This window comes from Microbacterium sp. GW823-FHT02G05, from assembly GCF_058797175.1.
Genome location: NZ_JBXAJK010000001.1, coordinates 1,293,740 through 1,319,201 on the forward strand (window position 1 = coordinate 1,293,740; position 25,462 = coordinate 1,319,201).

The window sequence follows — 25,462 nt, forward strand, 5'->3', positions numbered from 1 at the left end:
CGCAGGCGGGGCGTCATCTGACAGGACAAAAGCCCGGAGGAACCTCGTTCGGCATGCCGTCATGTCGTCCGGAAGGTTCTTCGTGTCTCTTCTCGCATTCGTCCTCGTCTTCGGCGCAGCGCTCGCTCATGCAGCGTGGAACATCATCGCGCATGGCGTCAGCCGCGCCGGTCTGCCCTTCCTCTGGTGGGGTGCGCTGGCGAGCACAGTGCTCTGGGCGTTCGCCGTTCCGTTCACGGGCGGACTCGGGACGGACGATCTGTGGGGCGTTGCGATCGGCGTTCTCGTCTCGGGTGTGCTGCACGTCGCCTACATGCTGGTGCTGCAGCACGGGTACCGGGTCGGCAACCTCTCGACGGTGTACGCGACAGCGCGCGGAACCGGACCGTTCCTGGCGGTGCTCATCGCGATCGTCCTGCTGGGGGAGCGGCCCACACCGCTCGCGCTCGTCGGGGTCGCCGCGATCATCGTGGGCGTCGTGGCGATCGGATTCGTCGACCGCGGAGCATCCGGATCCCCTCGTCGCGGAATCGACCCCGCGCTGCTGTTCGGCCTGCTCACGGGCGTCGCGATCGCCGTCTACACGATCTGGGATGCCCACGCCGTGCGCACCTGGAGCCTCTCACCCGTCGCCTTCATGGTCGGCACGACGCTCGTGCAGATCCCGTTCTACTCCTTCGCCGTGCGCAAGCAGTGGGGCGCGGTGCGAGAGCTCGGACGACGTGAATGGCGGCGCATCCTGGCGTTCGGCATCCTCTCGCCGCTGTCGTACATCCTCGTGCTCACCGCGATCACGATGGCGCCCGTCGCACTCGTCGCGCCGCTGCGCGAGGTGAGCGTCGTGCTGGTGAGTCTTTTCGGCGCCTTCGTGCTGAAGGAGTCGCGGCCGGGGTGGCGCGTGGCCGCGTCGGTCGTCGTGCTCGCCGGAGTGGTGCTTTTGGCCGTGTGAGGGCTCAGCGCGGCGGGTACGGCGAACCCGGAGCGGACGGCGGCGCCGTGTATCCGCCGCGCGGTGGCGTCGTCATTGCATATCCGCGGCGCAGGCGTTCCTCGTCTGCCTTGAGAATGCCGTTCTTCACGGCCGTGCGGATGATCAGATACGTGATCCAGAGCGACAGCGCCAGGACGCCGAGATAGATCACCGCCATCAGCAGGAACATTCCGATACCGAGTCCTGCGGCCCATCCGTAGTCGTCGTTCATGACTTCCCCCTTCGTGGGCGACGATCGCGCTCCTCGGAGCGGATGCCGCGTCGATGTGTGGTCAGTGTAGCGGCGCCGGACGCACCCCCTTCGGACTCTGCGTGCATCCTGCCGTCAGTAGGGTGGACCGCATGGGAGACCCTGGCCTTCGCGTGCACACCTTCGGCGACCCCAGCGGCGAGCCGCTGCTGCTCCTGCACGGTGGTGGCGTGGCCGGGTGGATGTGGAACCCGCTGCGCGAGCACCTCGACCCGCGCTTTCACGTCATCGTGCCCGACCTGCCCGGTCACGACGTCGACTCCGACGAGCACTACCTCTCGCACGCGGCGACGATCGAGGCGCTTGCGCCGCTGCTCGCCGCGGGGACGACGGTCGTCGGTTTCTCGCTCGGCGCCCAGCTCGCGGTGCTGCTGGCCGCACAGCATCCGGATCTTGTCGCCCGCGTCGTCGTGATCAGCGCGCAGGCGATCCCGACCCGCGCACCTGGCGCCACGCTCGCTCTGCTCCGAGCCGCCGCGCCCCTCGCCCGCTACGAGTGGTTCGCGCGGCTGCAGGCGAAGGAGCTCTTCGTCCCCGACGCCCTCATTGACGAGTACCTGCGCACTTCGCGTCGCATCTCCGTCGAGACGCTCACTCACGCGGTCGGTGAGAACATCCGCTTCACGATCCCGGCGGGCTGGGCGCAGTTCCCCGGAACGGCAGTGATCCTCGCCGGATCCCGCGAGAAGGCCGTCATGCGTGCCTCCGCCTGGCGGCTGCACGAGACGCTTCCGGGCAGCGAGTTCGCACTCGTCGCCGACTGCGGCCACGGCATCCCCCTGCAGAAGCCCGAAGGGCTCGCGCAGATGCTGAACGGCTAGCGTTCACCCACCCACGGCGCGCAGGTACTGGCCCTCGGCGGAGATGCCGGATGCCGCCACCGTGAATCGCACGATGGTGGAGAGGTAGCGGTCTTCGGATGCCTCGAAGACACGGCCCTCCGCGTCGCGTGACGTGCGGGTGAGGCGAAGAATGGGGGAGGAGACCGGCACGCGCAGCAGCGCGGCATCCTGGTCGTCCGCGGCGACCGCGTCGATCTCATGCTGCAGTCCGACGATCGGATGCCCGTGGGCGCCGAGATACTCGGTGATCGAGATGGCGTCGGTGTCGGCGTCGAGCAGCAGACGGCCGACGGATTCGATGTAGTTGAGGCGCTCCAGCATCGCCGGGCGCCCGTCCAGCAGCCGCAGGCGCACGACGCTCACGATCGTGTCGCCGACCGCGACATCGAGGGCGGCGGCCAGGGCCGCATCCGCGCGCCGCAGACTCAGCTCCTGCGTCTGCGCTCCCGGAACCACACCGAGATCGCGCGCCCAGCGCGTGAACGGCACCGAGACATCGACGGCCTGGGTCGCCTTGGGCGCGGTCACCCGTGCCGGGCGCCCACGAGCCGTTTCGATCAGCCCCTCGCCTCGCAACAGCGCGAACGCGTTGCGGATCGGCCCGCGGGACGTCTTCCACCGTTCTGCCAACTCGGCCTCTGTCGGAACCGCTTCACCCGGGCGCAGCTCACCCGACGAGATCCGGGTGCGCAGATCGTCGGCGATCTGTAAGTAGACAACATCGCTCACATAGGCATACTACTTCGCCGGTATATCTCCGCAAGGCGCGTTCTCGCGATGTTCACGCGTATGGCCAGCGGGTGAACAGCCTGCGAACAGTGCCGAGATAGGTATACATCTCGCGGAAATCGCTGGAAGAGTGCTCTCGGATCATCCGAATCCCACACACAGCGAAAGGTCCTCATGAAGCTTCGTGCTCTCCCCGTACTGGCAGGCGCAGCCGTGCTCGCCCTCGGTCTCGCCGCCTGCTCGGGCAACGCCAGCGCCGCCCCCGGAGAAGACACCGCCGCCGCGACCAGCGGCTACGCGGTCAACGAGAACACACTCGTCTTCGGCGTCGTGCCGGACTCGGTCGACACCGAGACCAACTACCAGCCGCTCATGGACTACATCGCCGAGGTCACCGGCAAGGAGGTCGAGTACCACGAGTCGACCGACTACGCCGCACTCATCGAGGCCGCGATCGCCGGCAAGATCGACGTCGCATCGTTCTCGGGCTTCACGTACGTCACGGCGACCAACAACGGTGCCGAGCTCACCCCGATCTCCTCCATCGTCACGAAGGAAGGCCAGGAGCCCGGCTACTACTCCATGGCCATCGCGCCGAAGGACAGCGCCGTCAAGACCATCGAGGACTTCGCCGGCAAGAAGGTCTGCTTCGTCGACCCGTCGTCGACCTCGGGCTACCTGTTCCCGTCCTACAACCTGCTCGAGGCGGGCATCGACCCGAAGACCGACATCACCCCGGTCTTCGCCGGTAAGCACGACGTGAGCGTGCTCAAGACCGGTGAAGGTGCCGAGTGTGAGGTCGGCTTCGCCGAGGACTCCGAGGTCGCCAAGTCGGATGACGTCAAGGTCATCGCCGAGACCATGGTTCCCGGAGCGCCGCTCGTCGTCTCGACGAAGCTTCCGAAGGACGTCGCCTCGGTAATCACCGACGCGCTCGCCGAGGTCACGATCGACGACATCATCGCCGCGGGCATCACCAGCGCCGACAGCGAGGGCTTCCGCAGCGTCTTCTACGCCACCAAGCCGGTCGACGACACCTACTACGACCTGATCCGCGACATCTGCAAGAAGACCGAAGCCGAGCAGTGCAAGGGCTGACCCGCCCGCAGCACTGAACGCAGCCCGCTGAACACTGCAGCCCACTGAGATCCCGGAGAGCCCAGCCATGAGCACCACGACCGATTCCCTCATCCGCCTGGACGGCGTGACCAAGACCTTCGGGTCGACGACGGCGCTGCGGGATGCCTCGCTGCAGGTGTCGCGCGGAGAGATCGTCGTGCTGCTCGGGCTCTCCGGGTCGGGCAAGTCGACGCTGCTGCGCCACCTCGACGGGCTGGAGGTTCCGACCTCCGGTTCCGTCGAGGTGCTTGGCGCCGACGTCCCGAGACTGCGCGGACGGGCGCTTCGTCGCCTGCGCAGCCGGGTCGGCTTCATCTTCCAGCAGTTCGAGCTCGTGCCCTCGCTGACGGTGCTGGAGAACGTCCTCACTGGATCCCTCTCTGGCATCCGCGGCCCGCGCCTCGGTCTCTGGGGGTACAGCAAGGCCGCCAAGCTTCGCGCCCTGGAGCATCTCGACCGCGTGGGCCTGCTCGACCGCGCCTACCAGCGCAGCGACACCCTCTCCGGCGGCCAGCAGCAGCGCGTTGCGATCGCCCGCGCACTCATGCAGAAGCCCGAGATCCTGCTCGCCGACGAGCCGGTCGCCTCACTCGACCCGGAGTCGAGCGACCAGGTCATGGCGCTCATCCGCGAGATCGCCCGCGATGAGGGTCTGACCGTCGTGTGCAGCTTGCACCAGGTGGATCTCGCGATCTCCTGGGCCGACCGCATCGTGGGTCTCCGCCACGGCGAGGTCGTTCTCGACATGGCGACCGAGCATCTCACCAAGGCCGAGGTCATGGAGATCTACGGACGCGTCGCGACGACCACGGCAGAGCTCGCGATGGTCTCCGACCTGGAGAGCGTCCCGACGGATGCGCCGCCCGCCGCGAAGCCCGCGCGCACTCCGGAGCCCGTCGCATGACGCTCACCACGGAACGTCCCCGTGCGGCGCGCGTGCCGTCGCACCTCGCCGACCTCGAGCACCGCGCACCGCGTCCGCAGCGCTCACCGGAGCGCATCGCTGCCGGTCTCACCCTGATCGTCCTGGTCGTCCTCGGCATCGCCGCCGTGAACGAGACCGGCATCTCCCTCGGCGGAATGCTGGAGAGCTGGGGCAACGCCGAGCGGTTCTTCGCCCGTGTCGGCGCGCTGCAGGTCCCGGAGCCCGCTGATCTCGTCGGCCTCATCGCGCTGACCGTCGGCCTCGTGCTGGTCGGCACTCTGCTCGCCGCGCTCATGTCGGTGCCGATCGCGTATCTGGCGGCATCCAACACGACTCCCGGACCTGGATGGCGTGCCGCCGCCCGCTTCATCGGCGTCTTCACCCGCGCTCTTCCCGACGTCGTGCTCGCCATGGCGTTCGTGCTGATCTTCTCGCTCGGCACCCTGCCCGGCATCCTCGCGATCGCGATCCACTCCATCGGCATGATCTCGAAGATGTTCGCCGACGCGATCGAGCAGATCGACGAGGGTCCTCGTCTCGCCATCCGCGCCGCCGGCGGCACGAAGATGCAGGAGTTCGTCTCCGGCATCCTGCCGCAGGTGCTGCCCAGCTGGGTGGCGACGGTGCTGCACCGCAACGACATCAACCTCCGCGGCAGCGTCGTGCTCGGCTACGTCGGCGTCGCGGGCCTGGGCCTGGAGATGTCGTACGCCTTCAAGTCCCTCAACTACGGCCTCGGACTCGGCATCGCGCTCGTCATCTTCCTGCTCTGCATCGCGATGGAGATCGTCTCCAGCACCGTGCGCGGCGCGATGCTCGGCCGCACCGCACAGACGCGGTCCTGGATCGATCGGATCCTGCACCCGCGGATGGCGAAGGTGGATGCTGTGCAGACACCTGTGGCGTCGGCGAAGCCGGCCTGGGCGCAGACGCCGGAGACGGCCCTGCGGCGCCCCTGGACCGGTGCACGCGTGCGCGGCAACCTCGGCGGCATCATCGCCGTGCTCGTCGTGATCGGCAGCGTGGTCGTGAGCAACATCACCTGGAACGACTTCTTCACCGTCTGGGCGAAGATCCCTGCGATGGCCGTCCAGTTCTGGCCGCCGACCTTCGGAACCTATGAGGCCGACGCCATGATCGACGCAATGCGCGACACGATCGCGATCGCGCTCGCCGCCACCGTTCTCACGCTGCTGCCCTCGCTGATCCTCGGATCCCTCGCGGCACGCAACGTCGCCCCGACCTCGGGTATCCGCAGCGGAGCACGCTTCCTGCTCGTCGGCATCCGCGGCATCCCGGAGCTGATCCTCGCGATCGTGCTCATCGTCGTGACCGGGCTCGGAGCCCAGGCGGGCGTCATCGCTCTGGCCATCGGCGGGATCGGCCTGCTCGGCAAGCTCATCGCCGATTCGTTCGAAGAGGTCGACGCGGGCCCGGAGCGCGCACTGTCGGCGGTGGGCGCGACGCGTCTGCAGCGTTACTCCTCAGCGACCCTGCCGCAGGGCATGCGCGCGCTCATCGGACACAGCTTCTACATGCTCGACACCAACATCCGCGCGGCCACCGTGCTGGGCATCGTCGGCGGGGGCGGCGTCGGCTACTACCTGCTGAACGCAGGTCAGGGCGCTCGCTACGGCACGGTCACCGCGATCGTGCTCATGATCCTCGCCACGGTTCTCGTGGTCGAAGGACTCGCGATGTGGATGCGGCGGGTGTACCGATGAACCGATTTGACGTGATCGTGGTCGGGTCGGGCATCGTCGGACTCGGCGCCGCCTACGCGGCCGTCCGCCGCGGACTGCGTGTCGCGGTCGTCGACCGCACAGAAGCCCCCGTCGGCGCGAGCATCCGCAACTTCGGACACCTCTGCATCGGCGCACAGACCGGCGAGGCGCGCCGCTACGCGGACATCGCGCGGGACCTGTGGCTGCAGCTCTCCCGAGACGCCGACTTCTGGCTGCGTCCGTCGGGCACGCTGATCGCCGCACGTCACCGTGATGAGCTCGAGGTGCTGGAAGCCGCGACGCGCGACGGCGGGGAACTGCGGATGCTGGAGGCGGATGAGCTTCGCAGGCGCGCCCCGCTGCGGGCCGATGGTCTCCTCGGCGGTGCGCTCATCCCCACCGACCTGCAGACGAACCCGCGCACGGCGGGCGTGGCGATCGCCCGGCATCTGGCCGCGCTCGGCGTCGATTTCCGCTGGCGGACGGCCGTCACGGGTGTGCGCTCAGGCGTCGTCGAGACGACGCGCGGCACACTGACCGCCGCGCAGATCGTGCTCGCCGTGAACCACGACATCGACCAGCTGCTCCCGGATCTCGCCGAACAGCGCGGTGTCGTGCGCTGCGCACTGGACATGATGCGCGTCGCCGCCTCGCTGCCGACGCCGCTGAGCGCGCCGCTGCTGACCGGCTGGTCCCTGGTGCGCTACGGACGCTTCGCAGCCCTGCCCGAGATCGACGCGGTGCGTGCGCGACTGCACGCCGAGCGTCCGGACCTCGCCGCGATCGACCTCAACCAGATGTATACGCAACTGCCGGACGGCACGCTCATCATCGGCGACTCGCACGTCGGGGCTGTGCAGCCGGATCCGTTCCAGCCGGAGGTCGCCTTCGACGCGTTCCTCGATGAGGCCCAGGCGCTCTTCGACATGCCACGCCCTCGTGTGCTCGAACGCTGGCAGGGCATGTACGCCAAGGGGCCCGCCGACTTCCTGATCGAACAGGTCGACGACGGCGTGCTGGCGCTCGCCGCCACCACGGGCATCGGCATGACGACGGGCCTCGGCCTCGCAGAAGACTCTCTCACCACCGCCTTCGGGTGGGAATCCGCTTTGGAAGGAACATCATGAACACCCCCATCGAACTCGTCGTCCTCGACATGGCAGGAACCACGATCACGGATGACGGCATCGTCGAGCAGGCATTCCAGCGCGCCGCGGAGCGCACCGGGATCGCCGAGCGGATGTCCTGGGACGAAGCGATCGACTACGTGCGCGTCACGATGGGGCAGTCGAAGATCGACGTCTTCACGCACCTCGGCGGCGGCGATGTCGCGGCAGCAGAGCGCGCGACCGCCGCGTTCGAAGGTGCCTACGCCGAGATCGTCGCCGAGCAGGGCGTGGAGGAGATCCCCGGAGCGGCAGCGACCATCACCGCTCTCCGCGACGCGGGACTCAAAGTCGTGCTGACCACGGGCTTCGCCCCGGTCACGCGCGACGCCCTGATCGACGCCCTCGGCTGGCACGACCTCGTCGACCTCGCGCTCTCCCCGGTCGACGCAGGTCGCGGGCGTCCGGCACCCGACCTCGTTCTCACCGCCGCACTGCGCATGCAGGTCAGCGCCATGTCGGCTGTCGCGGTCGCGGGTGACACCGCAAGCGACGTCGCGACCGGCCGCAACGCCGGCGCGGGCTTCGTTGCGGGGGTGCTGAGCGGTGCACACGAACGGGACGCACTGGCATCCGCGGATGCGGTGCTGAACAGCGTCGTCGAGCTGCCAGACGCCCTCATCGCTCGCGACCTGCTGCGCCTTGCCGCGGCGGTCTGACGTGCGACTGCCGCTGCTGCGACGCCCCCAGACGCACCGCGACGTCGTCCTGCGTCCCCCGGCGACTGCCATGGTGTGGCTCGGCGAGGGACAGCCGCACGAGACTGTCGCCGTGCCAGGCGTCGCGCTTGCGACAGGCGACGTCCTCGTCGCGGTGGAGATGTCGACGATCTGCGGGTCGGATGTGCACACGGTGCACGGACGTCGCTCAGCACCCGTGCCGCTCGTCCTCGGGCATGAGAGCGTCGGACGCGTGATCGCGGTGGGCGACGACGGAGCATCCGCCGTCGACGGCGCACCGGTCCGCGTCGGCGACCGCATCGTCTGGTCCGTCGCCGTCACCTGCGGCACGTGCGACCGCTGCGTCGCGGGTCTCAGTCAGAAGTGCCGCACGCTCTCGAAGTACGGCCACGAGCGCATCGGATCGCACCGCGAGCTCACCGGCGGATTCGCCAGCCACTTACAGCTGCGAGCGGGTACCGCGATCGTCCGAGTGCCCGAATCGCTGCCCGCCCAGACGCTCGCCCCGGCCGGCTGTGCGACCGCGACTGCATGGGCGGCCGTCGCTCGTGCGGGACGCGACCGTGATCTGCGGGGGGCGCGGGTGCGCATTTACGGTGCCGGTCTCGTCGGTCTCTCCGCCGCGGCGATCGCGACGGCCCAGGGCGCCGTCGTGGACGTACACGATCCGCACTCCGGTCGAGCCGCGCTTGCTGCGTCCTTCGGTGCGACCGGACTGGATCGCGAGCCGGATGTCGTGATCGAGGCATCCGGGCATGGCGTGTCTGATGCGCTCGACACCGTCGCCATCGGGGGAACCGTCGTGCTCATCGGCAGCGTGTTCCCTGCACCTCCGGTTCCGCTGGATGCCGAGAGCGTCGTACGGCGGATGATCACGATCACGGGCGTGCACAACTACACCGCGGGTGACCTCGCCGCTGCCGTCGACTTCCTCGGTGGCGCCGGACGCGACTATCCCTTCGCCGACATGGTGGGCCGCGTGCGGGCACTCACCGATCTCGATGAGGCGCTCGACGACGCATCCGCTCCTGACGCTCCACTGCGCGTCGGACTCGTGGCGCGGTAGCGCGAAGCCGCGGGCGCGCCGAATTGCCAGGCGAGCGACCGCGGGTACAGGCTGGAGGGGTGCACGCCCCCTCCACCTCACGCCCCGCCATCGGCGTCGCGCTCGTCATCGGCTCCTGCCTCTCGCTGCCGTTCGGTGCGGCCATCGCCGTGCAGCTCTTCCCCGCGCTCGGATCGTGGGGCGTCGCGTCGTTGCGCATCACGATCGCGGCGCTCGTGGTCATGCTGCTCGTGCGTCCGCGCCTGCGACGCTGGAACCGACAGCAGTGGGGCGCGGCCACGCTCTTCGGCCTGACGCTGGCAGGCATGAACGGCTTCTTTTACGCGGCCATCGAGCGCATCCCGCTCGGCCCTGCCGTGGCGATCGAGTTCATCGGGCCCCTTGTGCTCGCCGCCGTGCTCACCCGTCGCCGTGCCGACGCGATCTGGGTGGGGGTCGCCATCATCGGGATCGCCCTGCTCGGCGTCGACGGCATGATCGGGCAGGATCCGCTGGACCTGCTCGGAGTGCTCTTCGTGCTCGTCGCGGCCGGATTCTGGGTGCTCTACATCCGGATGAGCGCCCGCGTGGGTGCCCTGATCCCCGGCGCGGGCGGGCTTGCCGTGGCGCTCGCGGTGGCTGCTGTCGTGCTGCTGCCGTTCGGTATCCCGGCCACGATCACCGCGGTCGGCGACATGAATCTGCTGCTGCTCGCCGCACTCACCGCGCTGCTGGCATCGGTGATTCCCTACACGTTCGAACTCGCGGCGCTCAGACGCATTCCGCAGCGCGTTTTCGGTGTGCTGCTGAGTCTGGAGCCGGCGTTCGCGACGCTCGCCGGGTTCATCATGCTCGGTCAGCTCGTGTCGCCGCTGAAGCTCCTCGCGATCGTGCTTGTGATCGCGGCGAGCGTGGGCACGACACTCACGTTGCGCAAGAAGAAGGGGGCGGATGCCTCGCAGCAGCCACTTCCTCCGGTCACGGCCTACACGGGCTCGATTCCGGTCGTCCCCGACTGACCGAGCCGCGCATGCGCTGGGGGGCGTAGCCTCGAAGAATGAGTGATCTGCGCGCCCTGCTCGGAGTGGATGTCCCCGTCGTACTCGGTCCGTTCGGCGGGCTGTCATCCGTCGCTCTCACGGCGGCCGTGAGTGAAGCAGGCGGCCTCGGATCCTACGGCCTGTACGGATACGACGGCGAGCGGATTCACGCCACCGCCACGGCTCTGCGCGAGGCGACGAGTGCGCCGTTCGCGTTCAACATCTGGCTGCCGATGGGAGACGAGGTCGAGCCAGGTGTGCAGCACTCCGTCTTCGCGCAGGCTCTCCAGCCGTTCTATGAGGCGGTCGGGGTCGATGTTCCGGCCAAGCCCGACCGCTACCTCCCACCTCTCGACGAACAGCTCGACGCGATCTGGGACGCGAGCCCCGCCGTGCTGAGCGTCGTCTACGGTGTGCCGGCGCCAGAGATCATCGAAGAAGCACATCGCCGCGGCATCCGCGTGGTGGGGACGGCCACGACCGTGGCCGAAGCGGTCGCGTTAGGTGAAGGCGGCGTGGATGCCATCGTCGCCACGGGGTTCGAGGCGGCCGGTCACCGGGTGTCGTTCTTGGGCAAGGCAGAAGAATCGCTGGTCGGCAGCTTCGCGCTGATCCCTCAGGTCGTCGATGCGGTCTCGGTGCCGGTGATCGCCGCCGGCGGCATCTCGGATCGTCGCGGGGTCGCCGCAGCGTTCGCGCTCGGCGCCCACGGCGTGCAGGTGGGCACCGCGTTCCTCGCCACGGCGGAGTCCGCGGCGAACGACGCTCATCGCACGACCATCCGCACGACACCGGCCGAGGCGACCGTGCTCACCCGTGCGATGAGCGGCCGTCTCGCACGCGGAGTGCGCAATCGCACCGTGCGCGCGATCGAGGCATCCGGCTTCATCGCGCCGTTCCCTGCACAGAACTGGCTCACCGGACGCTTCCGCGCTGCCGCCGGCGCGCAGAACCTGCGCGAGATGCAGTCGCTGTGGCTCGGGCAGGCGGCACCGCTCGCCCGGTGGGATGCCGCAGCCGATGTGTTCGCGGAGCTCGCGGCCGGGGTGCCTAGAGGATGACGGTCGAGCGACCGTGCACGATCACACGGTCTTCCGCGTGCCACTGCACGGCGCGCGCGAGCACCTGACGCTCGACGTCCGCGCCGCGGCTCTGCAGTTCGGCGGCGTTCTCGGCGTGCGTGACGCGGGTGACGTCCTGCTCGATGATCGGGCCCTCGTCGAGATCGGCGGTCGCGTAGTGCGCTGTCGCGCCGATCAGCTTCACACCACGGTCCTTCGCGCGGGCGTAGGGGTTCGCGCCGATGAAGGCGGGCAGGAAGGAGTGGTGGATGTTGATGACCGGCGCGCCGAGCTGCTGGATGAAGTCGTCTGAGAGGATCTGCATGTAGCGGGCGAGCACGACGAGGTCGACGTTGCCCTGCAGCAGTTCGAGCTGACGCGTCTCCATGGCGGCCTTGTCGGCCGAGGGGATGTGCACGAACGGCACACCGAAGGAGCGCACCGACTCGGCGAGGTCGGGGTGATTGGAGACGACCATGGTGATGTCGACGTCGAGCTGGCCGCGCTGCGTGCGCCAGAGCAGCTCCATCAGGCAGTGGTCGTACTTCGAGACGAAGATCGCCACGCGCTTGCGCTTGGAGATGTCGTGCAGAGACCACTCCATGCCGAACCGTTCGGCGACGTTCTGGATGCTCGCCTCGAGCGCCGGCCGTGCGGCGGCGAGGCCATCCAGATGGATCACAGTGCGCTGGAAGAAGCGCCCGCCCTCGGAGTCCGTGGAGTGCTGATCGAGCGAGATGATGTTCGCTCCGTGCTCGGCGAGGACGCCGGCGACAGCGGCGACGATGCCGGGCTGGTCGTCGCAGGCGATCAGCAGGCGAGCGGTATCAGGCTGATTCATGGATGCTCCTTGCAGGGGGTCTTGCTCGATTCTGCCGCTCCGAGCGCCGTCCCCGCGAATCGACGGCGATCTGCACCGCCGAGCGGTGGCAGGATCGCTACCCTGAATGCGTGACTCCCAACGATGCCGCGCTCGTGCTGATCCCCGCGCTCGCGGTGGTCGCACCACTGCTGGCGCGGATGCTGCGCCCGCTGCTGCGCGTGCCGATCGTCGTGTTCGAGCTCCTCCTCGGCATCCTCGTCGGCCCGGCGGTCCTCGGCTGGATCGCACCGCATGACGTCATCGACACGCTCGCAGACTTCGGGCTCGCGATGCTGTTCTTCATCGCGGGGACCGAGATCGTCTTCGCGGGCATCCGCCGGGCCACTCTGGCGCGCGCCTCCCTCGGCTGGCTGCTGAGTCTCGCGGCGGGTATCGGGATCGGACTGTTCTTCGCTCCCGGAGAGGGAATGGTCGTCATCGGGATCGCCCTGAGCTCGACAGCACTCGGGACTCTGCTTCCGATCCTGCGCGACACCGGCGATCTGCCGACCCCCTTCGGTGTGGCGGTCACCGCGATCGGCGCGGTCGGCGAGTTCCTTCCGCTCGTCGCGATCTCGATCTTCCTCAGCACCCGCACAACACTGACTGCAGCTCTCGTCCTCGTCGGATTCGTCGTGCTCTCGATCGTCGCGATCGTGATCGCGCGTCGTGCGCCCCACGGCCAGCTGCACGGCATCGTGCGGGCGACGCTGCACACCTCGGAGCAGTTCGGGGTGCGCTTCGTGCTCATGCTGATCGCCGCGCTGGTGGTGCTCAGCCTCGTGCTCGATCTCGACATGCTGTTGGGTGCCTTCGTGGCGGGAATCGTCTGGCGTCTGGTCATGGCCCGCGCACCGGAGGCGGATGGCGAGGCGATCGAGAGCAAGGTCGAGGCGATCGCCTTCGGCTTCCTCGTGCCGATCTTCTTCCTCTCCACGGGCGTGAACTTCGACCTGGATGCGCTCGTGAGCGACCCGGCGGTGCTCGCGCTCGTGCCGATCTTCCTCGTCGCGCTGCTCGTGATCCGGGGCGCCGCGGCGCAGCTGTCGGCCCCTGCAGGATCGTCCGCCCGTGATCGGGGCGCGCTCGGGCTTTTCGCGGCCACCGGCCTTCCGATCATCGTCGCGGTCACCGCGATCGGAGTGGAACAGCAGATGCTCGACTCCGGCATCGCCGCCGCCCTTGTCGGTGCCGGGATGCTCTCGGTGCTGCTGTTCCCTGTGCTGGCGATGTCGCTGCGCGGCGAGCGTGTTCCCGTCGTCGCACCCCAGGGAGAGCTGTGAGTACGACACGCGCAGTCATCGACAACGCACGCCGTGCTCTCGCAGGCGTGGCTCAGGAGGCGCTCGGCGCCGACAAGATCTCGCGGTGGCGGGCTCCCCGCATTGTGCGGGTAGGTGCGGCCTGGCACATCGGAGTGCTGCTGATCGACGAATCCCGAGTGCTGACCACCGCCGAGGTGCTGCGGGCAGCGGACCCCGGACGCCGCGGATACACGGCCGAGTCGGCGCGAGCCCGCGCCGAGCGCCGCGCGCAGGCGCTGCGCGGAGGTTTCACAGCGGGGGAGACGGTGCACGTCGGGTGGGAGGCGATTGACCTGGATGCCATCGACCGGGGCTCCACGTCGGGTCCGCTGGCGCTCATCGACGGAGTGCCGTCGGTGCGGTGGTCGTCGACCGGCGGCTACATGCCGCTGGAGAGCTACCTGCGCGAACGCATCGCGTTGCTGCGTGGCGACGGGCTCTGATTTCTCACACGGCGAACGTCTGCGCGAACCGTCGCAGCAGCAGCGGCGGTTCGATGACATCGGCCTGAAGCACGGCGGCGGCCACCGTGTCGAAAGCCGTGGGGTCGAAGTACCCCGTCGAACGGTAGAAGTGCATGCGATCAGCGAAGTCTCGCGGTGTCGGCTCCGGATGGAACTGCGTCGCATACAGGCGGTCACCGACCCGGTACGCCTGCACCGGACATGCGTCGTTCGTGCCGAGCAGCACGGCACCGGGAGGCACGGCGCGAGAGCCCTCTTTATGTGCGGTGAGGGCCGAGTAAGAGGTCCCCGCTGGTCCGAAGATCGGATCTGCCGCAGCATCCGCCGTCGCTGAGACGTGCGACGCACTCGTCGGCTCTGGTGTGTCGAGCCCGACCGTCCCGCCCAGCATGCGTGTCACGACGCCGATGCCGTAGCAGGTGAAGAACGCCGCCGTGCGCCCGTCGAGGGCGGCGTGCGCGATGCGCTCCAGGTCGCGTTCGACGCGCAACTGCACATCGGACTTAGCCGCGTCGGTGACGTTGAAGGGTGAGCCGCCGATGACGAATCCGGCATAGGAATCGAGGGCGCGCTCGGGCAACTCATCGCGCAGCAGGTCGATGCGATCGAGGCCGCCCGCGCTCACGCCGAGGGCGCGCTGGAACGATGCGTGCTCGGCCGTCGCTGCTTCCAGCTCAGGACGCACACAGACATAGGCAAGCGGCGGCATCCCGCGATTCTAAGCGAGGGGGATCGTGGGCCGGAAAACGGGTCAGCGCGACGAGTTCGCGGTGCGTCCGCGGATGATGCCGATGAACGTCTCGACATCCGCTGTCGTCCGCGCCGCGGGCCACGCGAAGCCGACCGGGGCGACGGGGCCACCGCGCAGCACTCGGTACCCGGCGTCCTTGCGGTGATGCAGTCGGGCGAGCGACATCGGCACGATGACGATGCCGACCCCGGCGGCGACCGTTGCGATCGCGTCCTGCGTGGTGTTCAGGGGCGGCACGGTGCTCGCCCGCGTGCCGGGAAGATCCAGCGGCCCGAGTACGTCTTCGTGTGTCGTCAACACGACTTCACCCGTGAGGTCGGCGATGTCGAGCTCCTCGGCAGCCATCAGGTGAGACTCGACCGAGGCGACGACGACAGGAAGCTCCTCGTACAGCGGAATGACCTGGAGCCCGGCATCCGTCAGCGGAAGACGGACGAGCGCCGCATCGATCAGTTCATCGGCGAATGCCCGCTCCTGCGTCTGCGCGGTCAGCTCGACGATCTCGATCCCGACGTGCGGCATCCGCTGCTTCCACGTGTCGACCCAGCGGCCGACCGTGGCTCCGGGCACGATTCCCAGACGGAAGAGGCGCGGCTCCTCTTCGATCACGTCCGGGCGCTGATCGAAGACGACGGGAGCCTTCTTGCCGGTCGCCTTCGCGCGTGGGCTTGACGGACTCTTCCCGGATCGGCCGGCCCCGGACTTCTTCGGGGCGCCTGCGCCCGACTTCCGCGCAGGGGGGCGCCCCGAGCGGCGCGGTCGGTTTCCGGAACTGGCCATGATTCGAGCGTACTCGCCGTGGCGTCCGCGCTTCGGCGGGAACGATCAGGCGGCGAGCCAGAGCCCGCGACGGTCCGTCGCGATCGCGGCACCCGCCGGCACCGTCTCGTCGTCGCCGATGCGTGCACCGCGGGCGATGCGTGCACCTGCACCGACGTCCGTGCGGACACCGACGTGCGCCCCATCCGCGATCACTGTGCCCTCGCCGATGCGCGCGTGCGCCTCGACGCGTGCGCCGACGCCGACGGCCGCGTTCGGTTCGATCCAGGCGCCGCGTCCGATGAATGCGTGCGCGCCGATCTTGGCGCCCGGTTCGACATAGGCGCCTGCTTCGACAACCGCCTGCGGGTGCACCTTGGCACCGTGCGCGATGAAGCCACGCCCGTTGGCGTGTTTGCGGTATCGCAGCACGTCGCCGCGGTCGTCTTCGATGTCGATGTAGTTCTTACCCACGAAATCCTCCCGTGCCCGGAATCCTCCGGCACTAGAAGGTAACGACAGACCTGGGTGGGGTATTCCGGCGATCGCGGATGCGGATGCGGGCGGGCGTGTCGCGGGTTACCCCTGGCAGCGGGGACACCAGAAGGTGATCCGCTCCTCGGTCTCGACCGCGCCGAGTTCACTGGTCTCGATGAGCGTTCCGCATCGGCGGCACGCGCGGTGGGCGCGGCCGTAGACCCAGGTGCGCTGGCCAGGGCGGGCAATGCCGGTGAAGGTGCGTTCGCTGCGTTCGATGTTGGCGCGGATCGTGCGCGCCCCGAGATCGACCAGCGCCCGCGCATCGACCTCCGACGCGGGAGCCGTGGGCAGCACCCCGCGCAGAAAGAGAAGCTCTGCGGCGTACTCGTTGCCGAACCCGGCGACGTTGCGCTGATCAAGGAGGGCGACGTGGATGCTGCGCTCGTCAGCGTGCAGACGGCGGGCGGCCTCCGCCGCATCCCAGTCGTCCTGCAGGGGGTCGGGGCCGAGATGCCCGATCAGTGATTCCTCCTCACGGGTGGGAACGAGCGCCAGCATGGACACCTCGAAGCCCACGGTCTCCGCATGGGCGGTGGCGATGACGGCCCTCGCGCGGTGGGCGGGTGCGCGCCACTGCTCGCCCGGCCGGTACACGTGCCAGGACCCATCCATGCGCAGGTGCGAACGGAGCGTCATGTCACCGATGCGGTGCAGCAAGTGCTTACCGCGAGGGACGACCTCGTGCACGATCTCGCCACGTAGATCCGCCGTCGCGAGCGCCGGGACGCGCAGGTCGAAGCGCGTGACTTCATCGCCCTGCAGCGCGCGGTGCAGACGTCGCGCGGCACGGAAGACGGTGTCGCCCTCAGGCATCCGCACTCTGATCTGCGGGCGAGGACGATGGCGCTTGTGCACCGGAGGTGGCGTCGCCTGATGTGGGGGAAAGGCTGGGTGCGGCGCGGTCGAGCACGCTCCGGGCGAGCATCGTCGCCCCCGCGACCGCGGCGGGCATCGTGAGCACAGCGCCGAGCGGCACCAGGAAGCAGAGCTGCGTCGCAACGCCGAATCCGAGGACCCGCGCCCGGGAGGTGCGCAGCAGGTCACCGCGTACCGTGCCTGCGAGATCGCGTGCGTCGAACGCGCGGCCCGTGAGCTCGCGGGCGAGGACGCGACCGGTGAGGACGACGCCGCCGACGGCCGCGAGTGCACCGCCGACGATGGGGACCAGGCCGATCAGCAGCACGAGCACCGCGACGAGCGTGCCGGTCAGCACCAGGCGGATGCCCTCGTTGACGGTGGACCAGAACGAGCCCTCGCCGGTTGGCAGCGGGGCACCCAGATCGCTTTCGACGGCGCGCCAGATGCGCTGGTAGAACGGGTCGCCGATGATCAGCGCGAGCGCACTGAAGAGCGCCGCAGACAGCGCGAGCGCGGCGACGAAGATCACGAACCCGACCGCGATGCGCAGGGCGGTCCGCCAGCCGATGATCCAGCCGTCGGCGAAGGGCGTCATCGCATCGGACAGCGGACCGAGGTTCAGCGTCAGGGGGACGAGCGCGGTGGCGAGAAGGACGAAGGCGATCGCTGCGGGAAGGAGCCCGAGCGCCATCAGGGCGGGGCGCTGCTTCCAGTACGCGAAGCCGCGCAGCAGCATCCGCACTCCAGCGAAGAACTCGGTGACGACCGACATCACACGCCCTTTCTCAGGGTGAACCCGCGGGGCGTGGCGACGAAGCCCGCCTCCTGCAGTACGCGGCTCAGCGCCGCGCCCTGTTCGGTGCCGTACATACCCTCGCCGTTGACCTTCTCGACCGTCAGGGTGTCGAGGCGGTAGGTGCGTGCTGTGGTGGCGAGGTCGGATGCTGCGGCCCGCAGAGTCTCGTCGTCGTCGTCGAACGCGAGAACGGTGCGGCCGCCGCGCTCCAGGTACAGCACGAGGCGTCCGTCGACGAGCACGACGAGCCCGCCGGCCTTGCGCCCGGGGCGGTGGGAGACACCCTCGATGCGGGGCCAGCTGAGGGCGGCGCCGTAGGGGTTCGCGGGATCGGTGGCGGCGAGGGTGATGGCCTTGCGCGGCGGAGGGTCGCTCATGCCGGAGTACTCGCGCAGCCGGTCCACGGTCGCAGACGCGGCGAACTGGGCAGCTCCGAGCTTCTCGATGACGTAGCCGCGGCGACAGTGTCCGGCCTCTTCGAATCCGGCGAGCACGCGGTAGACCTGCGCGAAGCCGCCGGGCACGCTCTCGGCCTGCACCGCGCCGCGGGTGACGACGCCGTAGCGATCGAGGAGCAGCCCCGCGGTGACAGTGGCGCGACGAGCCGGATCGCCGTCGGGCGGGGGAAGCAACGACCAGCGCCCGCCGGGCGCGGTCGGTCGGGGAGCCGTGACGGACGAGCCCAGGGTTACGCCCCGGTAGGTGCGGGTGCGGGGCGCACGACGTGTGACCTTGTGGGCCTGCGATCCGCCCGAGAGAAGCGCGCGGATCGGAGCGAACGTGTCGTTGGTGACGTGTCCCGCCCACGCCAGGTTCCACAGCGCCTCGGTGACACTCAGATCGTTCTCGGCGCCGGTCATCGCGCGGAGCTGGCTGGCGAAGTACGCACCACCCGCGTCGAGCGCCGCTAGGAGCTGCGCCTCCAAGGAACCGGCGGCGGGCTGCTCCTCGGGCTCGGGGCGGGTGAAGGCAGAGAGATCGGTGGGATGGAGGGAGATCCATCCGTCTCGCCCTGGCATCGATCCGTGGCCCGCCCAGATCACCTCGCCCGTGGAGGTGAGTTCGTCGAGCATGGCGGGCGCGTAATCGCGCACGCGCCGGGGGAGGATCAGCGACTCCCAGGCGCTCGCCGGAATCGGCACACCCGCGAGCTGTTCGATCACGGTGAGCACCCCGTCGATGCCTTCGAGTGGGCGCGTGAGGTGCTGCCAGGAGGGGAGGAACCGTGCGAATGCCTCGGGAGCGACGGGTTCGACGCTGCCGCGTATCGCCGCGAGCGAGCGCATCCGCAGGCGCCGCATGACCTCGGCATCGCACCATTCGGTCTCGGATGCGGAGCCCGCAGCCTCCGGAAGGAAGTACCCGCTCGTCAGACGCCCCTGCTGCTCGAGGCGCTGCAGAGTGTGGCGGGCGACGGCGGTGCCGATGCCGAAACGCGTGGCTGTCGCATCCGCCACGAAAGGACCATGGGTGCGCGCGAAGCGGGCGAGCAGATCACCGAGGGGGTCTGCGACCGGCTCGAGGAACGCCACGGGAATGCCCACCGGCAGGGGAACTCCGAGCGCATCGCGCAAGCGCCCCGCGTCTTCGATCGCGGCGACGCGCGGGGCGCCGCCGATCGTGACCTCGATCGCGCGGCGCGCGTCGACCAGTGCCTGCAGGTGGGCGGATGCTTCGGCGACCGTCGCGTGCGGTTCGGCTGCGTCGTCGGATTCCGGGGCTGGCGCCTCCGCCGCGAGCCGCTCCGCGACCTCCGTCGCATCCAGGGGGCCGAGCAGACGCAGCAGATCTGCCACGCCCTCCAGCCCGCGCGCTCTGCGGGCCGAGTCGAGGCGCTGAGCCTCCCGTTCGAACTGCGTGATGACTCCGGGATCCAGCAGCTCGCGAAGCTCGATCGTGCCGAGCAGTTCGCCCAGAAGCGCGGGGTCGACGGACAGCGCGGCGGCGCGCCGCTCCGCGAGGGGCGAGTCGCCCTCGTACATGAACGCCCCGACGTAGCCGAAGAGGAGATCACGCGCATAGGGGGAAGGCTGCGCGGGGGCGGTCTCGACCAGGCGCACCTTGCGGTCGGCGATCGACGTCGCCAGCCGACGCAGCGCCGGAAGGTCGTAGACATCCTGCAGCACCTCGCGCAGGGTCTCGAGGATGATCGGGAACGTCGGGTACTTGCGGGCGACCTCCAGCAGCTGCGCGGAGCGCTGCCGCTGCTGCCACAGTGGCGTGCGGCGCTGTGGATTCGTGCGCGGCATGAGCAGAGCGCGTGCGGCGCACTCGCGGAAGCGCGAGGCGAACAGTGCCGAGCCTCCCACTTCGGTCGTGACGATCTGCTCCAGCTCGTCGGGATCGAAGACGAAGAGCTCGGCCCCCGGTGGTTCCGCGTCCGCATCGGGGATGCGGACGATGATGCCGTCGTCGCTGCCGACGGCCGAGCCCTCGACGCCCAGACGCTCGCGAACCCGCGCGTTGACCGCCAGCGCCCAGGGCGCGTGCACCTTCATGCCGTAAGGGGAATGAAGGATGAGACGCCAGTCGCCGATCTCGTCGCGAGAGCGTTCGACCGTGAGGGAGCGGTCGGTTGGCAGCGTCCCCGTGGCCTCACGCTGTTCGTGCAGGTATGAGATCAGGTTGGACTGCGCGTGCTCGTCGAGCCCGGCTTCGGTGAGACGCGCGCGGGCGTCCTCCGCCGGGGCGGCGTGAACCTCGCGGGCGAAGCGCCCGAGCGCCTCACCGAGCTCGAACGGGCGGCCGATGCCGTCGCCGTGCCAGAAAGGCACCTTTCCCGGCTGACCGTAGGCGGGGATCACATTCACGCGGTCGTGGGTGATCTCGGCGATGCGCCAGCTCGTCGTTCCCAGGGTGAAGACATCGCCTACGCGTGACTCGTAGACCATCTCTTCGTCGAGTTCACCGACCCTGGCGCCGGTCGTCTCGCCCGCGACGAACACACCGAAGAGCCCGCGATCGGGGATCGTGCCGCCGCTCGTGACCGCGATGCGCTGCGCGCCGGGACGGCCGGTGAGCGTGCCCGCATCGCGGTCCCACACCAGCCGAGGACGCAACTCCGCGAACTCATCCGAGGGGAAGCGCCCTGCCAGGAGATCGAGCGTCGCCTCATAGGCCGAGCGCGGCAGTGACGCGAACGGCGCGCTGCGTCGTACCGTCTCGAACCACGACTCGACCTCGATGGGAGTCAGTGCGCAGGCCGCGACCGTCTGCTGCGCGAGGATGTCGAGGGGATTCCGGGGGACGGAGATCGCCTCGATCTTGCCCGCCAGCATCCGCTCGGTCACGATCGCCGTGTGCAGCACGTCGCTGCGGTGCTTGGGGAAGAGCGCGGCACGACTGATCTCGCCGACCTGGTGACCGGCGCGCCCGATGCGCTGCAACCCGGAGGCCGCGGATGGCGGGGCCTCGACCTGAATCACGAGGTCGACCGCTCCCATGTCGATGCCGAGTTCCAGGCTGCTCGTCGCCACGACGCAGCGCAGCACGCCGGACTTCAGCTCTTCCTCGACCTGTGCGCGCTGTTCCTTCGAGACGGAACCGTGGTGCGCCTTGGCGAGCACAGGATCTGCACCCGCGGTCGTGCCCGCCTGCGCCATCATCTGCGCGGGCACGCTCGGCGCAGGGAGGTCGAGGCCGATCCGCTCGCTGTAGATCTCGTTGAGCCGTCCGGTCAGCCGTTCGGCGAGCCGGCGGGAGTTCGCGAACACGATGGTCGAGCGGTTCTCGAGAATGCGATCGACGATCGCCTCCTCGACGTGCGGCCACACGGATCCGGTGATCTCCGTGTTCTCGAACCGGCCGTCGGGATCGTCGTCGATGGCGCTGACACCGGGCGGAGGCGGCGGGTTCAACATGTCTTCGATCGGCACGACGACAGACAGATCGAACGTCTTGGATGCGGGTGGGGCGACGATCTCGACCGGCTGGGCGCCGCCCAGGAACCGCGCCACCTCATCGATCGGACGGACCGTCGCCGACAGCCCCACCCGCTGCACGGGCGTGCGGTCGGGGTCATCGGCTCGACGCAGTGCATCGAGACGTTCGAGCGTCACGGCCAGATGTGCGCCACGTTTGGTCGCAGCCACGGCGTGCACCTCGTCGATGATGACCGTGTGCACATCGCGGAGAGTCTCACCTGCACGGCTCGTCAGCATGAGGTACAGCGACTCAGGGGTCGTGATGAGGATGTCGGGCGGTGAGGCGACGAGCTTGCGCCGATCGCTCGAGGTCGTATCGCCCGAGCGCACGCCGACACTGACCTCGGGGGCGGGAAGCCCGAGGCGGCGGGCCGACTGTCCGATGCCGATGAGCGGCGAGCGCAGGTTGCGTTCGACGTCCACGCCCAGGGCCTTGAGCGGCGAGATATAGAGGATGCGCGTGCGTGCAGCATCCGCCACGATCTTCTTCGCGCCCCGTTTGGGCGGATCGACCGGGGCGGATGCTGCGCGCTCTGATCGTTCTCGGAAGACACTGTCGATCGCCCAGAGGAACGCGGACAGCGTCTTGCCGGATCCGGTCGGCGCGACGACGAGGGCATTCTTGCCAGCGGAGATCGTCTCCCACGCGCCGGCCTGAGCGGACGTGGGCGCGGTGAACGCCCCGCGGAACCAGTCTTGGGTCGCAGGGGTGAAGCGGTCGAGCACGTCGCTCATGCCTCTATCTTTGCGGAGGCCGCCGACATCCGCCCGACGGTCACAGCCGCGCCCATCGGACGGCGCAGCGACGCGAGTGAACGAAGTGCGGCGTCACGCTGTTGATAACCTCGGATTGCCTTCGCGCGACTGATAGAAAGAGCGGCGGAGGATCGCATGAAACCGCAGGACGAACCCACCCCCGAATCGTCCCCGGCGCGCCGTCGCTGGCTCCTCTCCGGCGCGCTTGCGGCGGTCGTCGTCGCGGTCTCCCTCGGCGTCGTCGCGTTCATGTACGCCCATGCGCCCCAGGCTGTCGCCGAACGCTACCTCGGGCACATCGCGTCCGGCGATGCGACTGCCGCCGCCGCGATGCTGGCCCCCTCGCATCCGGGGGTCGCCGGTTTCCGTGATGACGCCCTGCTCACGGACGAGGTGCTGCAGTCAGCGGTCGAGCGGATCAGCGACGTGTCCGTCGCGCAGCATCCGGCCTCCGACGTCGACATCGCGAGCTTTGACATCACCTTCACTCTCGCCGGAGAGAAGTACGACGAGCGCCTCGATCTCATTGCCGGACCGCCGCTGTGGGGCGTGATCCCGACCTGGCAGGTGCGTGCGCCCTTCTCGGTGGCCTTCCTGCTCGAAGCATCCGGCCCTGCGCCCGTGACGATCGCGGGCGTCCCGATCGCTGCACCCGCCCGCGGAGACGTGGCCTGGGTGACGATGTATCCCGCCGTGTACCCGCTCGGCGTCGCTGGCGACTACTACGCGCCCACCTCCGACACGATCACCGTCGGCATCGACAACTCACCCGGCACGGTCGACCTCCGGCCGACCGAACGTCTACAGCGGGCCGTGCAGGAAGAGGTGGAAGCGGTGCTCGCTGGCTGCATGGCGCAGGCGACGATGGCCCCGGACGGATGCCCGTTCCGGGCCAGCGCGGATGCCACCGGTGTGCCCGTGGCCTGGGGGATGGACGCCCCGCCCAGCGTCGAACTCGACGAGACCGGTACGAGGTTCTCCTTCGACGACGGGTGGATCCGCGCCGTGTACACGCCGGCGACCGCCAGCGGCGAGACGCAGGAGGAAGCCGCGCTGTGGCTCAGCGGGACCGTCTCGGTGCGCGGCAGCGACGTCGAGGTGCGCTTCGGCGACTGAGACGACCCCGTTGCCTCAGCCGATGGCGCGGAGTCCCTCGTGGTCGAGCTCGAGCGTGAGATCGAGATCGAGCCGGTCGAGGAACGCATCATCGTGGCTGACGACGAGCACGGCGCCGCGATAGGCGCGCAGCGCTTCGACGAGCTGATCGACCGTGTCCAGGTCGAGGTTGTTCGTCGGCTCGTCCAGAACGACCAGATGTGGTGCGGGCTCGGCGAGCAGCAGCTGCGCGAGCGCAGCACGGAAGCGCTCGCCGCCGGAAAGCGCCCCCACCGGGCGGTCCACGGTCGATCCTCGCAGCAGGAAGCGCGCCAGGCGGTTGCGGAGCTCCTTATCCGGGACGTGCGGCGCTGCCGTGGTGACGTTCTCCAGAACCGTTCGCCCGTCATCCAGGCCGTCGACGCGCTGAGACAGGTAGCCGATGCGGTCGGTGTGCGGTACGCACCTCCTCAGATCTGAGGAGGCGTGCTCGCCTCCCGCCACCAGCATCCGCAACAGCGTCGTCTTGCCGACCCCGTTGGTGCCGATCAAGGCCACCCGCTCGGGGCCCTGGATGATCCACTCGCGCTCGCCGTCACGCAACGTTGCCACGCGTCGTGACGGGGAGAGCCCGGGGTCGGGCAGCTCGATCTTCATGCTCTCGTCGCTGCGCACCCGGTGCCCCGCTTCATCGAGCGCGCTTCGCGCCGCGGACTCCCGCGACTGCATGTCTCCGCGCAGCTTGCTCGCAGACAGCTCTGCCGAGTTCTTCAGATGATTCGCGATGATCTTCGGCATGTTCTGCTCACGCTGAATGCGCTTCGCCGTGCGAGCGCGTCGGGCCAGCTTCGTCTCCGCCTCGATGCGCTCGCGCTTCTCCCGTCTCACGGCTTGCGCGGCGGTCCGCTCCGCCTGGCGTGCGGCTTCCTGCTCCGAGTCGAGCCAGGCGCGCCACTGCGAATAGGGTCCGCCGAAGACCGTCAGCTCCGTGCCATAGATCTCCGCGGTCGCATCCATGAGCTCGAGCAGTGCCGTGTCGTGGCTGACGATGATCAGAGTCCCGCGCCACGCGCGCACCATGTCGCCGAGCCGTGCCCGCGCGTCGCGGTCGAGGTTGTTGGTCGGCTCGTCGAGAAGCGTGATCGGTGCGCGGCGAAGGCGGATGCCGGCGACCGCGACGAGCACGGCTTCGCCTCCCGACAGCTCGCCGACGGTGCGGTCGAGGAACGAGGGGTCGAGCCCGGCGTCGGCGAGCGCCACCTGCGCGCGCGCCTCGACGTCCCAATCGTCACCGACGGCGTCGAAGTGCGAGGGGTCGACGTCACCGGCGGTGATCGCCCGTACGGCGTCCAGCGCGTCGGCGACGCCGAGCAGCGTGGCCACCCGAGCGGTCGTGTCGAGCGTCAGTTGCTGAGGCAGATAGGCGACCTCGCCGCTGCGTGCGATAGTTCCCGCCGTCGGTGTGAGTTCGCCGGCGATGAGACGCAGCAGTGTGGACTTGCCCGAGCCGTTGCGGCCGACGAGACCGGTGCGCCCGGCGGCGAAGGCACCGGAGAGTGCGTCGAGGGCGACGGAGCCATCGGGCCAGACGAAGGTGAGCTGGTCGAGAACGACCGATGAGGAAGAGGGTGTGAACATGAGCGGCTCCCGGAGGGTATGCGGGTGCGCTGCACGACGAGACGGTCGTCGAAGACGTCGAAAGGACCGGATGCCGGAGCAGACGCTCAGGGCGGGAAGGGTCGTCGGGTCAGCGCGTGGACAGAACGCGGAGGCGACGACTCA

General features: G+C 69.2%; 23 protein-coding genes. 13 read left to right on the plus strand and 10 right to left on the minus strand.

The genetic code is table 11. From position 1 onward, the window contains the following. Positions 1-82 precede the first annotated feature (82 nt). Positions 83-949 (plus strand): EamA family transporter, encoded by an 867-nt coding sequence (locus AC1REM_RS06145; protein WP_492513842.1) that lies wholly within the window; start codon positions 83-85, stop codon positions 947-949. 4 nt (positions 950-953) lie between these two features. On the opposite strand, the gene AC1REM_RS06150 is transcribed toward AC1REM_RS06145, so the two are convergent. Next, complete coding sequence (locus AC1REM_RS06150; protein WP_492513843.1) at positions 954-1,202, minus strand: hypothetical protein; 249 nt, start codon at positions 1,200-1,202, stop codon at positions 954-956. A gap of 131 nt (positions 1,203-1,333) precedes the next feature. On the opposite strand from AC1REM_RS06150, the gene AC1REM_RS06155 reads away from it, so the two are divergent. Beyond that, on the plus strand, positions 1,334-2,062 hold the full coding sequence (locus tag AC1REM_RS06155; protein ID WP_492513844.1) for an alpha/beta fold hydrolase: 729 nt from the start codon (positions 1,334-1,336) through the stop codon (positions 2,060-2,062). 3 nt (positions 2,063-2,065) lie between these two features. Here the strand turns inward: AC1REM_RS06155 and AC1REM_RS06160 are convergent, their stop codons facing one another. Next, positions 2,066-2,812: a GntR family transcriptional regulator gene (locus AC1REM_RS06160; protein WP_489968730.1), complete on the minus strand. Its 747-nt coding sequence runs from the start codon at positions 2,810-2,812 to the stop codon at positions 2,066-2,068. Between the two features lie 174 nt (positions 2,813-2,986). On the opposite strand from AC1REM_RS06160, the gene AC1REM_RS06165 reads away from it, so the two are divergent. The 8 genes from AC1REM_RS06165 (at position 2,987) to AC1REM_RS06200 (ending at position 11,572) form a co-directional block, all read left to right on the plus strand. Beyond that, positions 2,987-3,910: a phosphate/phosphite/phosphonate ABC transporter substrate-binding protein gene (locus AC1REM_RS06165; protein WP_492513845.1), complete on the plus strand. Its 924-nt coding sequence runs from the start codon at positions 2,987-2,989 to the stop codon at positions 3,908-3,910. Positions 3,911-3,977: 67 nt separating this feature from the next. Further along, on the plus strand, positions 3,978-4,835 hold the full coding sequence (gene phnC / locus AC1REM_RS06170; protein ID WP_492513846.1) for a phosphonate ABC transporter ATP-binding protein: 858 nt from the start codon (positions 3,978-3,980) through the stop codon (positions 4,833-4,835). Next, the gene (locus tag AC1REM_RS06175) at positions 4,832-6,580 is read left to right on the plus strand and encodes a PhnE/PtxC family ABC transporter permease (protein ID WP_492513847.1); all 1,749 of its coding nucleotides are present in this window, start codon (positions 4,832-4,834) and stop codon (positions 6,578-6,580) included. Before phnC ends, AC1REM_RS06175 begins: the two co-directional genes overlap by 4 nt. Continuing rightward, positions 6,577-7,707 carry a TIGR03364 family FAD-dependent oxidoreductase gene (locus tag AC1REM_RS06180; RefSeq protein ID WP_492513848.1) on the plus strand — a complete coding sequence of 377 codons (1,131 nt, stop codon included), beginning with the start codon at positions 6,577-6,579 and terminating at the stop codon, positions 7,705-7,707. The genes AC1REM_RS06175 and AC1REM_RS06180 overlap by 4 nt, the downstream gene beginning before the upstream one ends. After that, complete coding sequence (locus AC1REM_RS06185) at positions 7,704-8,405, plus strand: HAD family hydrolase (protein ID WP_492513849.1); 702 nt, start codon at positions 7,704-7,706, stop codon at positions 8,403-8,405. The genes AC1REM_RS06180 and AC1REM_RS06185 overlap by 4 nt, the downstream gene beginning before the upstream one ends. Position 8,406: 1 nt before the next feature. After that, positions 8,407-9,492 carry an alcohol dehydrogenase catalytic domain-containing protein gene (locus AC1REM_RS06190; protein WP_492513850.1) on the plus strand — a complete coding sequence of 362 codons (1,086 nt, stop codon included), beginning with the start codon at positions 8,407-8,409 and terminating at the stop codon, positions 9,490-9,492. Positions 9,493-9,551: 59 nt separating this feature from the next. Beyond that, complete coding sequence (locus AC1REM_RS06195; RefSeq protein WP_492513851.1) at positions 9,552-10,490, plus strand: EamA family transporter; 939 nt, start codon at positions 9,552-9,554, stop codon at positions 10,488-10,490. Positions 10,491-10,528: 38 nt separating this feature from the next. Beyond that, a complete protein-coding gene (locus tag AC1REM_RS06200; protein WP_492513852.1) occupies positions 10,529-11,572 on the plus strand; it encodes an NAD(P)H-dependent flavin oxidoreductase in 1,044 nt (347 codons plus the stop codon). Here AC1REM_RS06200 and purU read toward each other — a convergent pair. Beyond that, complete coding sequence (purU, locus tag AC1REM_RS06205; protein WP_492513853.1) at positions 11,562-12,413, minus strand: formyltetrahydrofolate deformylase; 852 nt, start codon at positions 12,411-12,413, stop codon at positions 11,562-11,564. The genes AC1REM_RS06200 and purU overlap by 11 nt on opposite strands. 110 nt (positions 12,414-12,523) lie before the next feature. On the opposite strand from purU, the gene AC1REM_RS06210 reads away from it, so the two are divergent. Both AC1REM_RS06210 and AC1REM_RS06215 read left to right on the plus strand, forming a co-directional pair. Then, on the plus strand, positions 12,524-13,717 hold the full coding sequence (locus AC1REM_RS06210; RefSeq protein WP_492513854.1) for a cation:proton antiporter: 1,194 nt from the start codon (positions 12,524-12,526) through the stop codon (positions 13,715-13,717). Then, positions 13,714-14,181, plus strand: coding sequence for a glutaminase (locus tag AC1REM_RS06215; protein ID WP_492513855.1), 468 nt, complete (start codon positions 13,714-13,716; stop codon positions 14,179-14,181). Before AC1REM_RS06210 ends, AC1REM_RS06215 begins: the two co-directional genes overlap by 4 nt. 4 nt (positions 14,182-14,185) lie before the next feature. On the opposite strand, the gene AC1REM_RS06220 is transcribed toward AC1REM_RS06215, so the two are convergent. From AC1REM_RS06220 to AC1REM_RS06245, 6 genes are all read right to left on the minus strand, one after another. Next, complete coding sequence (locus AC1REM_RS06220; RefSeq protein WP_492513856.1) at positions 14,186-14,911, minus strand: glutamine amidotransferase-related protein; 726 nt, start codon at positions 14,909-14,911, stop codon at positions 14,186-14,188. A 42-nt stretch (positions 14,912-14,953) separates the two neighbouring features. Continuing rightward, entirely contained in the window at positions 14,954-15,733 is a 780-nt protein-coding gene (locus AC1REM_RS06225) for a LysR family substrate-binding domain-containing protein (protein ID WP_492513857.1), read from the minus strand. 45 nt (positions 15,734-15,778) lie between these two features. After that, the gene (locus AC1REM_RS06230) at positions 15,779-16,186 is read right to left on the minus strand and encodes a transferase (RefSeq protein ID WP_492513858.1); all 408 of its coding nucleotides are present in this window, start codon (positions 16,184-16,186) and stop codon (positions 15,779-15,781) included. A 105-nt stretch (positions 16,187-16,291) separates the two neighbouring features. After that, the gene (locus AC1REM_RS06235; protein WP_492513859.1) at positions 16,292-17,065 is read right to left on the minus strand and encodes a DNA-formamidopyrimidine glycosylase family protein; all 774 of its coding nucleotides are present in this window, start codon (positions 17,063-17,065) and stop codon (positions 16,292-16,294) included. Then, entirely contained in the window at positions 17,058-17,882 is an 825-nt protein-coding gene (locus tag AC1REM_RS06240; RefSeq protein WP_492513860.1) for an EI24 domain-containing protein, read from the minus strand. The genes AC1REM_RS06235 and AC1REM_RS06240 overlap by 8 nt, the downstream gene beginning before the upstream one ends. Continuing rightward, entirely contained in the window at positions 17,882-22,564 is a 4,683-nt protein-coding gene (locus AC1REM_RS06245) for an ATP-dependent helicase (RefSeq protein ID WP_492513861.1), read from the minus strand. Before AC1REM_RS06245 ends, AC1REM_RS06240 begins: the two co-directional genes overlap by 1 nt. 156 nt (positions 22,565-22,720) lie before the next feature. Here AC1REM_RS06245 and AC1REM_RS06250 point away from each other — a divergent pair, with 156 nt between their 5' ends. Next, positions 22,721-23,701, plus strand: coding sequence for a hypothetical protein (locus AC1REM_RS06250; protein WP_492513862.1), 981 nt, complete (start codon positions 22,721-22,723; stop codon positions 23,699-23,701). 15 nt (positions 23,702-23,716) lie between these two features. Here the strand turns inward: AC1REM_RS06250 and AC1REM_RS06255 are convergent, their stop codons facing one another. Continuing rightward, complete coding sequence (locus tag AC1REM_RS06255) at positions 23,717-25,318, minus strand: ABC-F family ATP-binding cassette domain-containing protein (protein WP_492513863.1); 1,602 nt, start codon at positions 25,316-25,318, stop codon at positions 23,717-23,719. Between the last annotated feature and the right edge of the window lie 144 nt (positions 25,319-25,462).

Coding starts and splice junctions, on each gene's coding strand:
- AC1REM_RS06225 (WP_492513857.1), bottom strand. CDS start 15,733: ATGGCCAGTTCCGGAAACCGACCGCGCCGCTCGGGGCGCCCCCCTGCG.
- AC1REM_RS06165 (WP_492513845.1), top strand. CDS start 2,987: ATGAAGCTTCGTGCTCTCCCCGTACTGGCAGGCGCAGCCGTGCTCGCC.
- AC1REM_RS06185 (WP_492513849.1), top strand. CDS start 7,704: ATGAACACCCCCATCGAACTCGTCGTCCTCGACATGGCAGGAACCACG.
- AC1REM_RS06150 (WP_492513843.1), bottom strand. CDS start 1,202: ATGAACGACGACTACGGATGGGCCGCAGGACTCGGTATCGGAATGTTC.
- AC1REM_RS06235 (WP_492513859.1), bottom strand. CDS start 17,065: ATGCCTGAGGGCGACACCGTCTTCCGTGCCGCGCGACGTCTGCACCGC.
- purU (WP_492513853.1), bottom strand. CDS start 12,413: ATGAATCAGCCTGATACCGCTCGCCTGCTGATCGCCTGCGACGACCAG.
- AC1REM_RS06250 (WP_492513862.1), top strand. CDS start 22,721: ATGAAACCGCAGGACGAACCCACCCCCGAATCGTCCCCGGCGCGCCGT.
- AC1REM_RS06255 (WP_492513863.1), bottom strand. CDS start 25,318: ATGTTCACACCCTCTTCCTCATCGGTCGTTCTCGACCAGCTCACCTTC.
- AC1REM_RS06175 (WP_492513847.1), top strand. CDS start 4,832: ATGACGCTCACCACGGAACGTCCCCGTGCGGCGCGCGTGCCGTCGCAC.
- AC1REM_RS06245 (WP_492513861.1), bottom strand. CDS start 22,564: ATGAGCGACGTGCTCGACCGCTTCACCCCTGCGACCCAAGACTGGTTC.
- phnC (WP_492513846.1), top strand. CDS start 3,978: ATGAGCACCACGACCGATTCCCTCATCCGCCTGGACGGCGTGACCAAG.
- AC1REM_RS06240 (WP_492513860.1), bottom strand. CDS start 17,882: ATGTCGGTCGTCACCGAGTTCTTCGCTGGAGTGCGGATGCTGCTGCGC.
- AC1REM_RS06200 (WP_492513852.1), top strand. CDS start 10,529: ATGAGTGATCTGCGCGCCCTGCTCGGAGTGGATGTCCCCGTCGTACTC.
- AC1REM_RS06220 (WP_492513856.1), bottom strand. CDS start 14,911: ATGCCGCCGCTTGCCTATGTCTGTGTGCGTCCTGAGCTGGAAGCAGCG.
- AC1REM_RS06180 (WP_492513848.1), top strand. CDS start 6,577: ATGAACCGATTTGACGTGATCGTGGTCGGGTCGGGCATCGTCGGACTC.
- AC1REM_RS06155 (WP_492513844.1), top strand. CDS start 1,334: ATGGGAGACCCTGGCCTTCGCGTGCACACCTTCGGCGACCCCAGCGGC.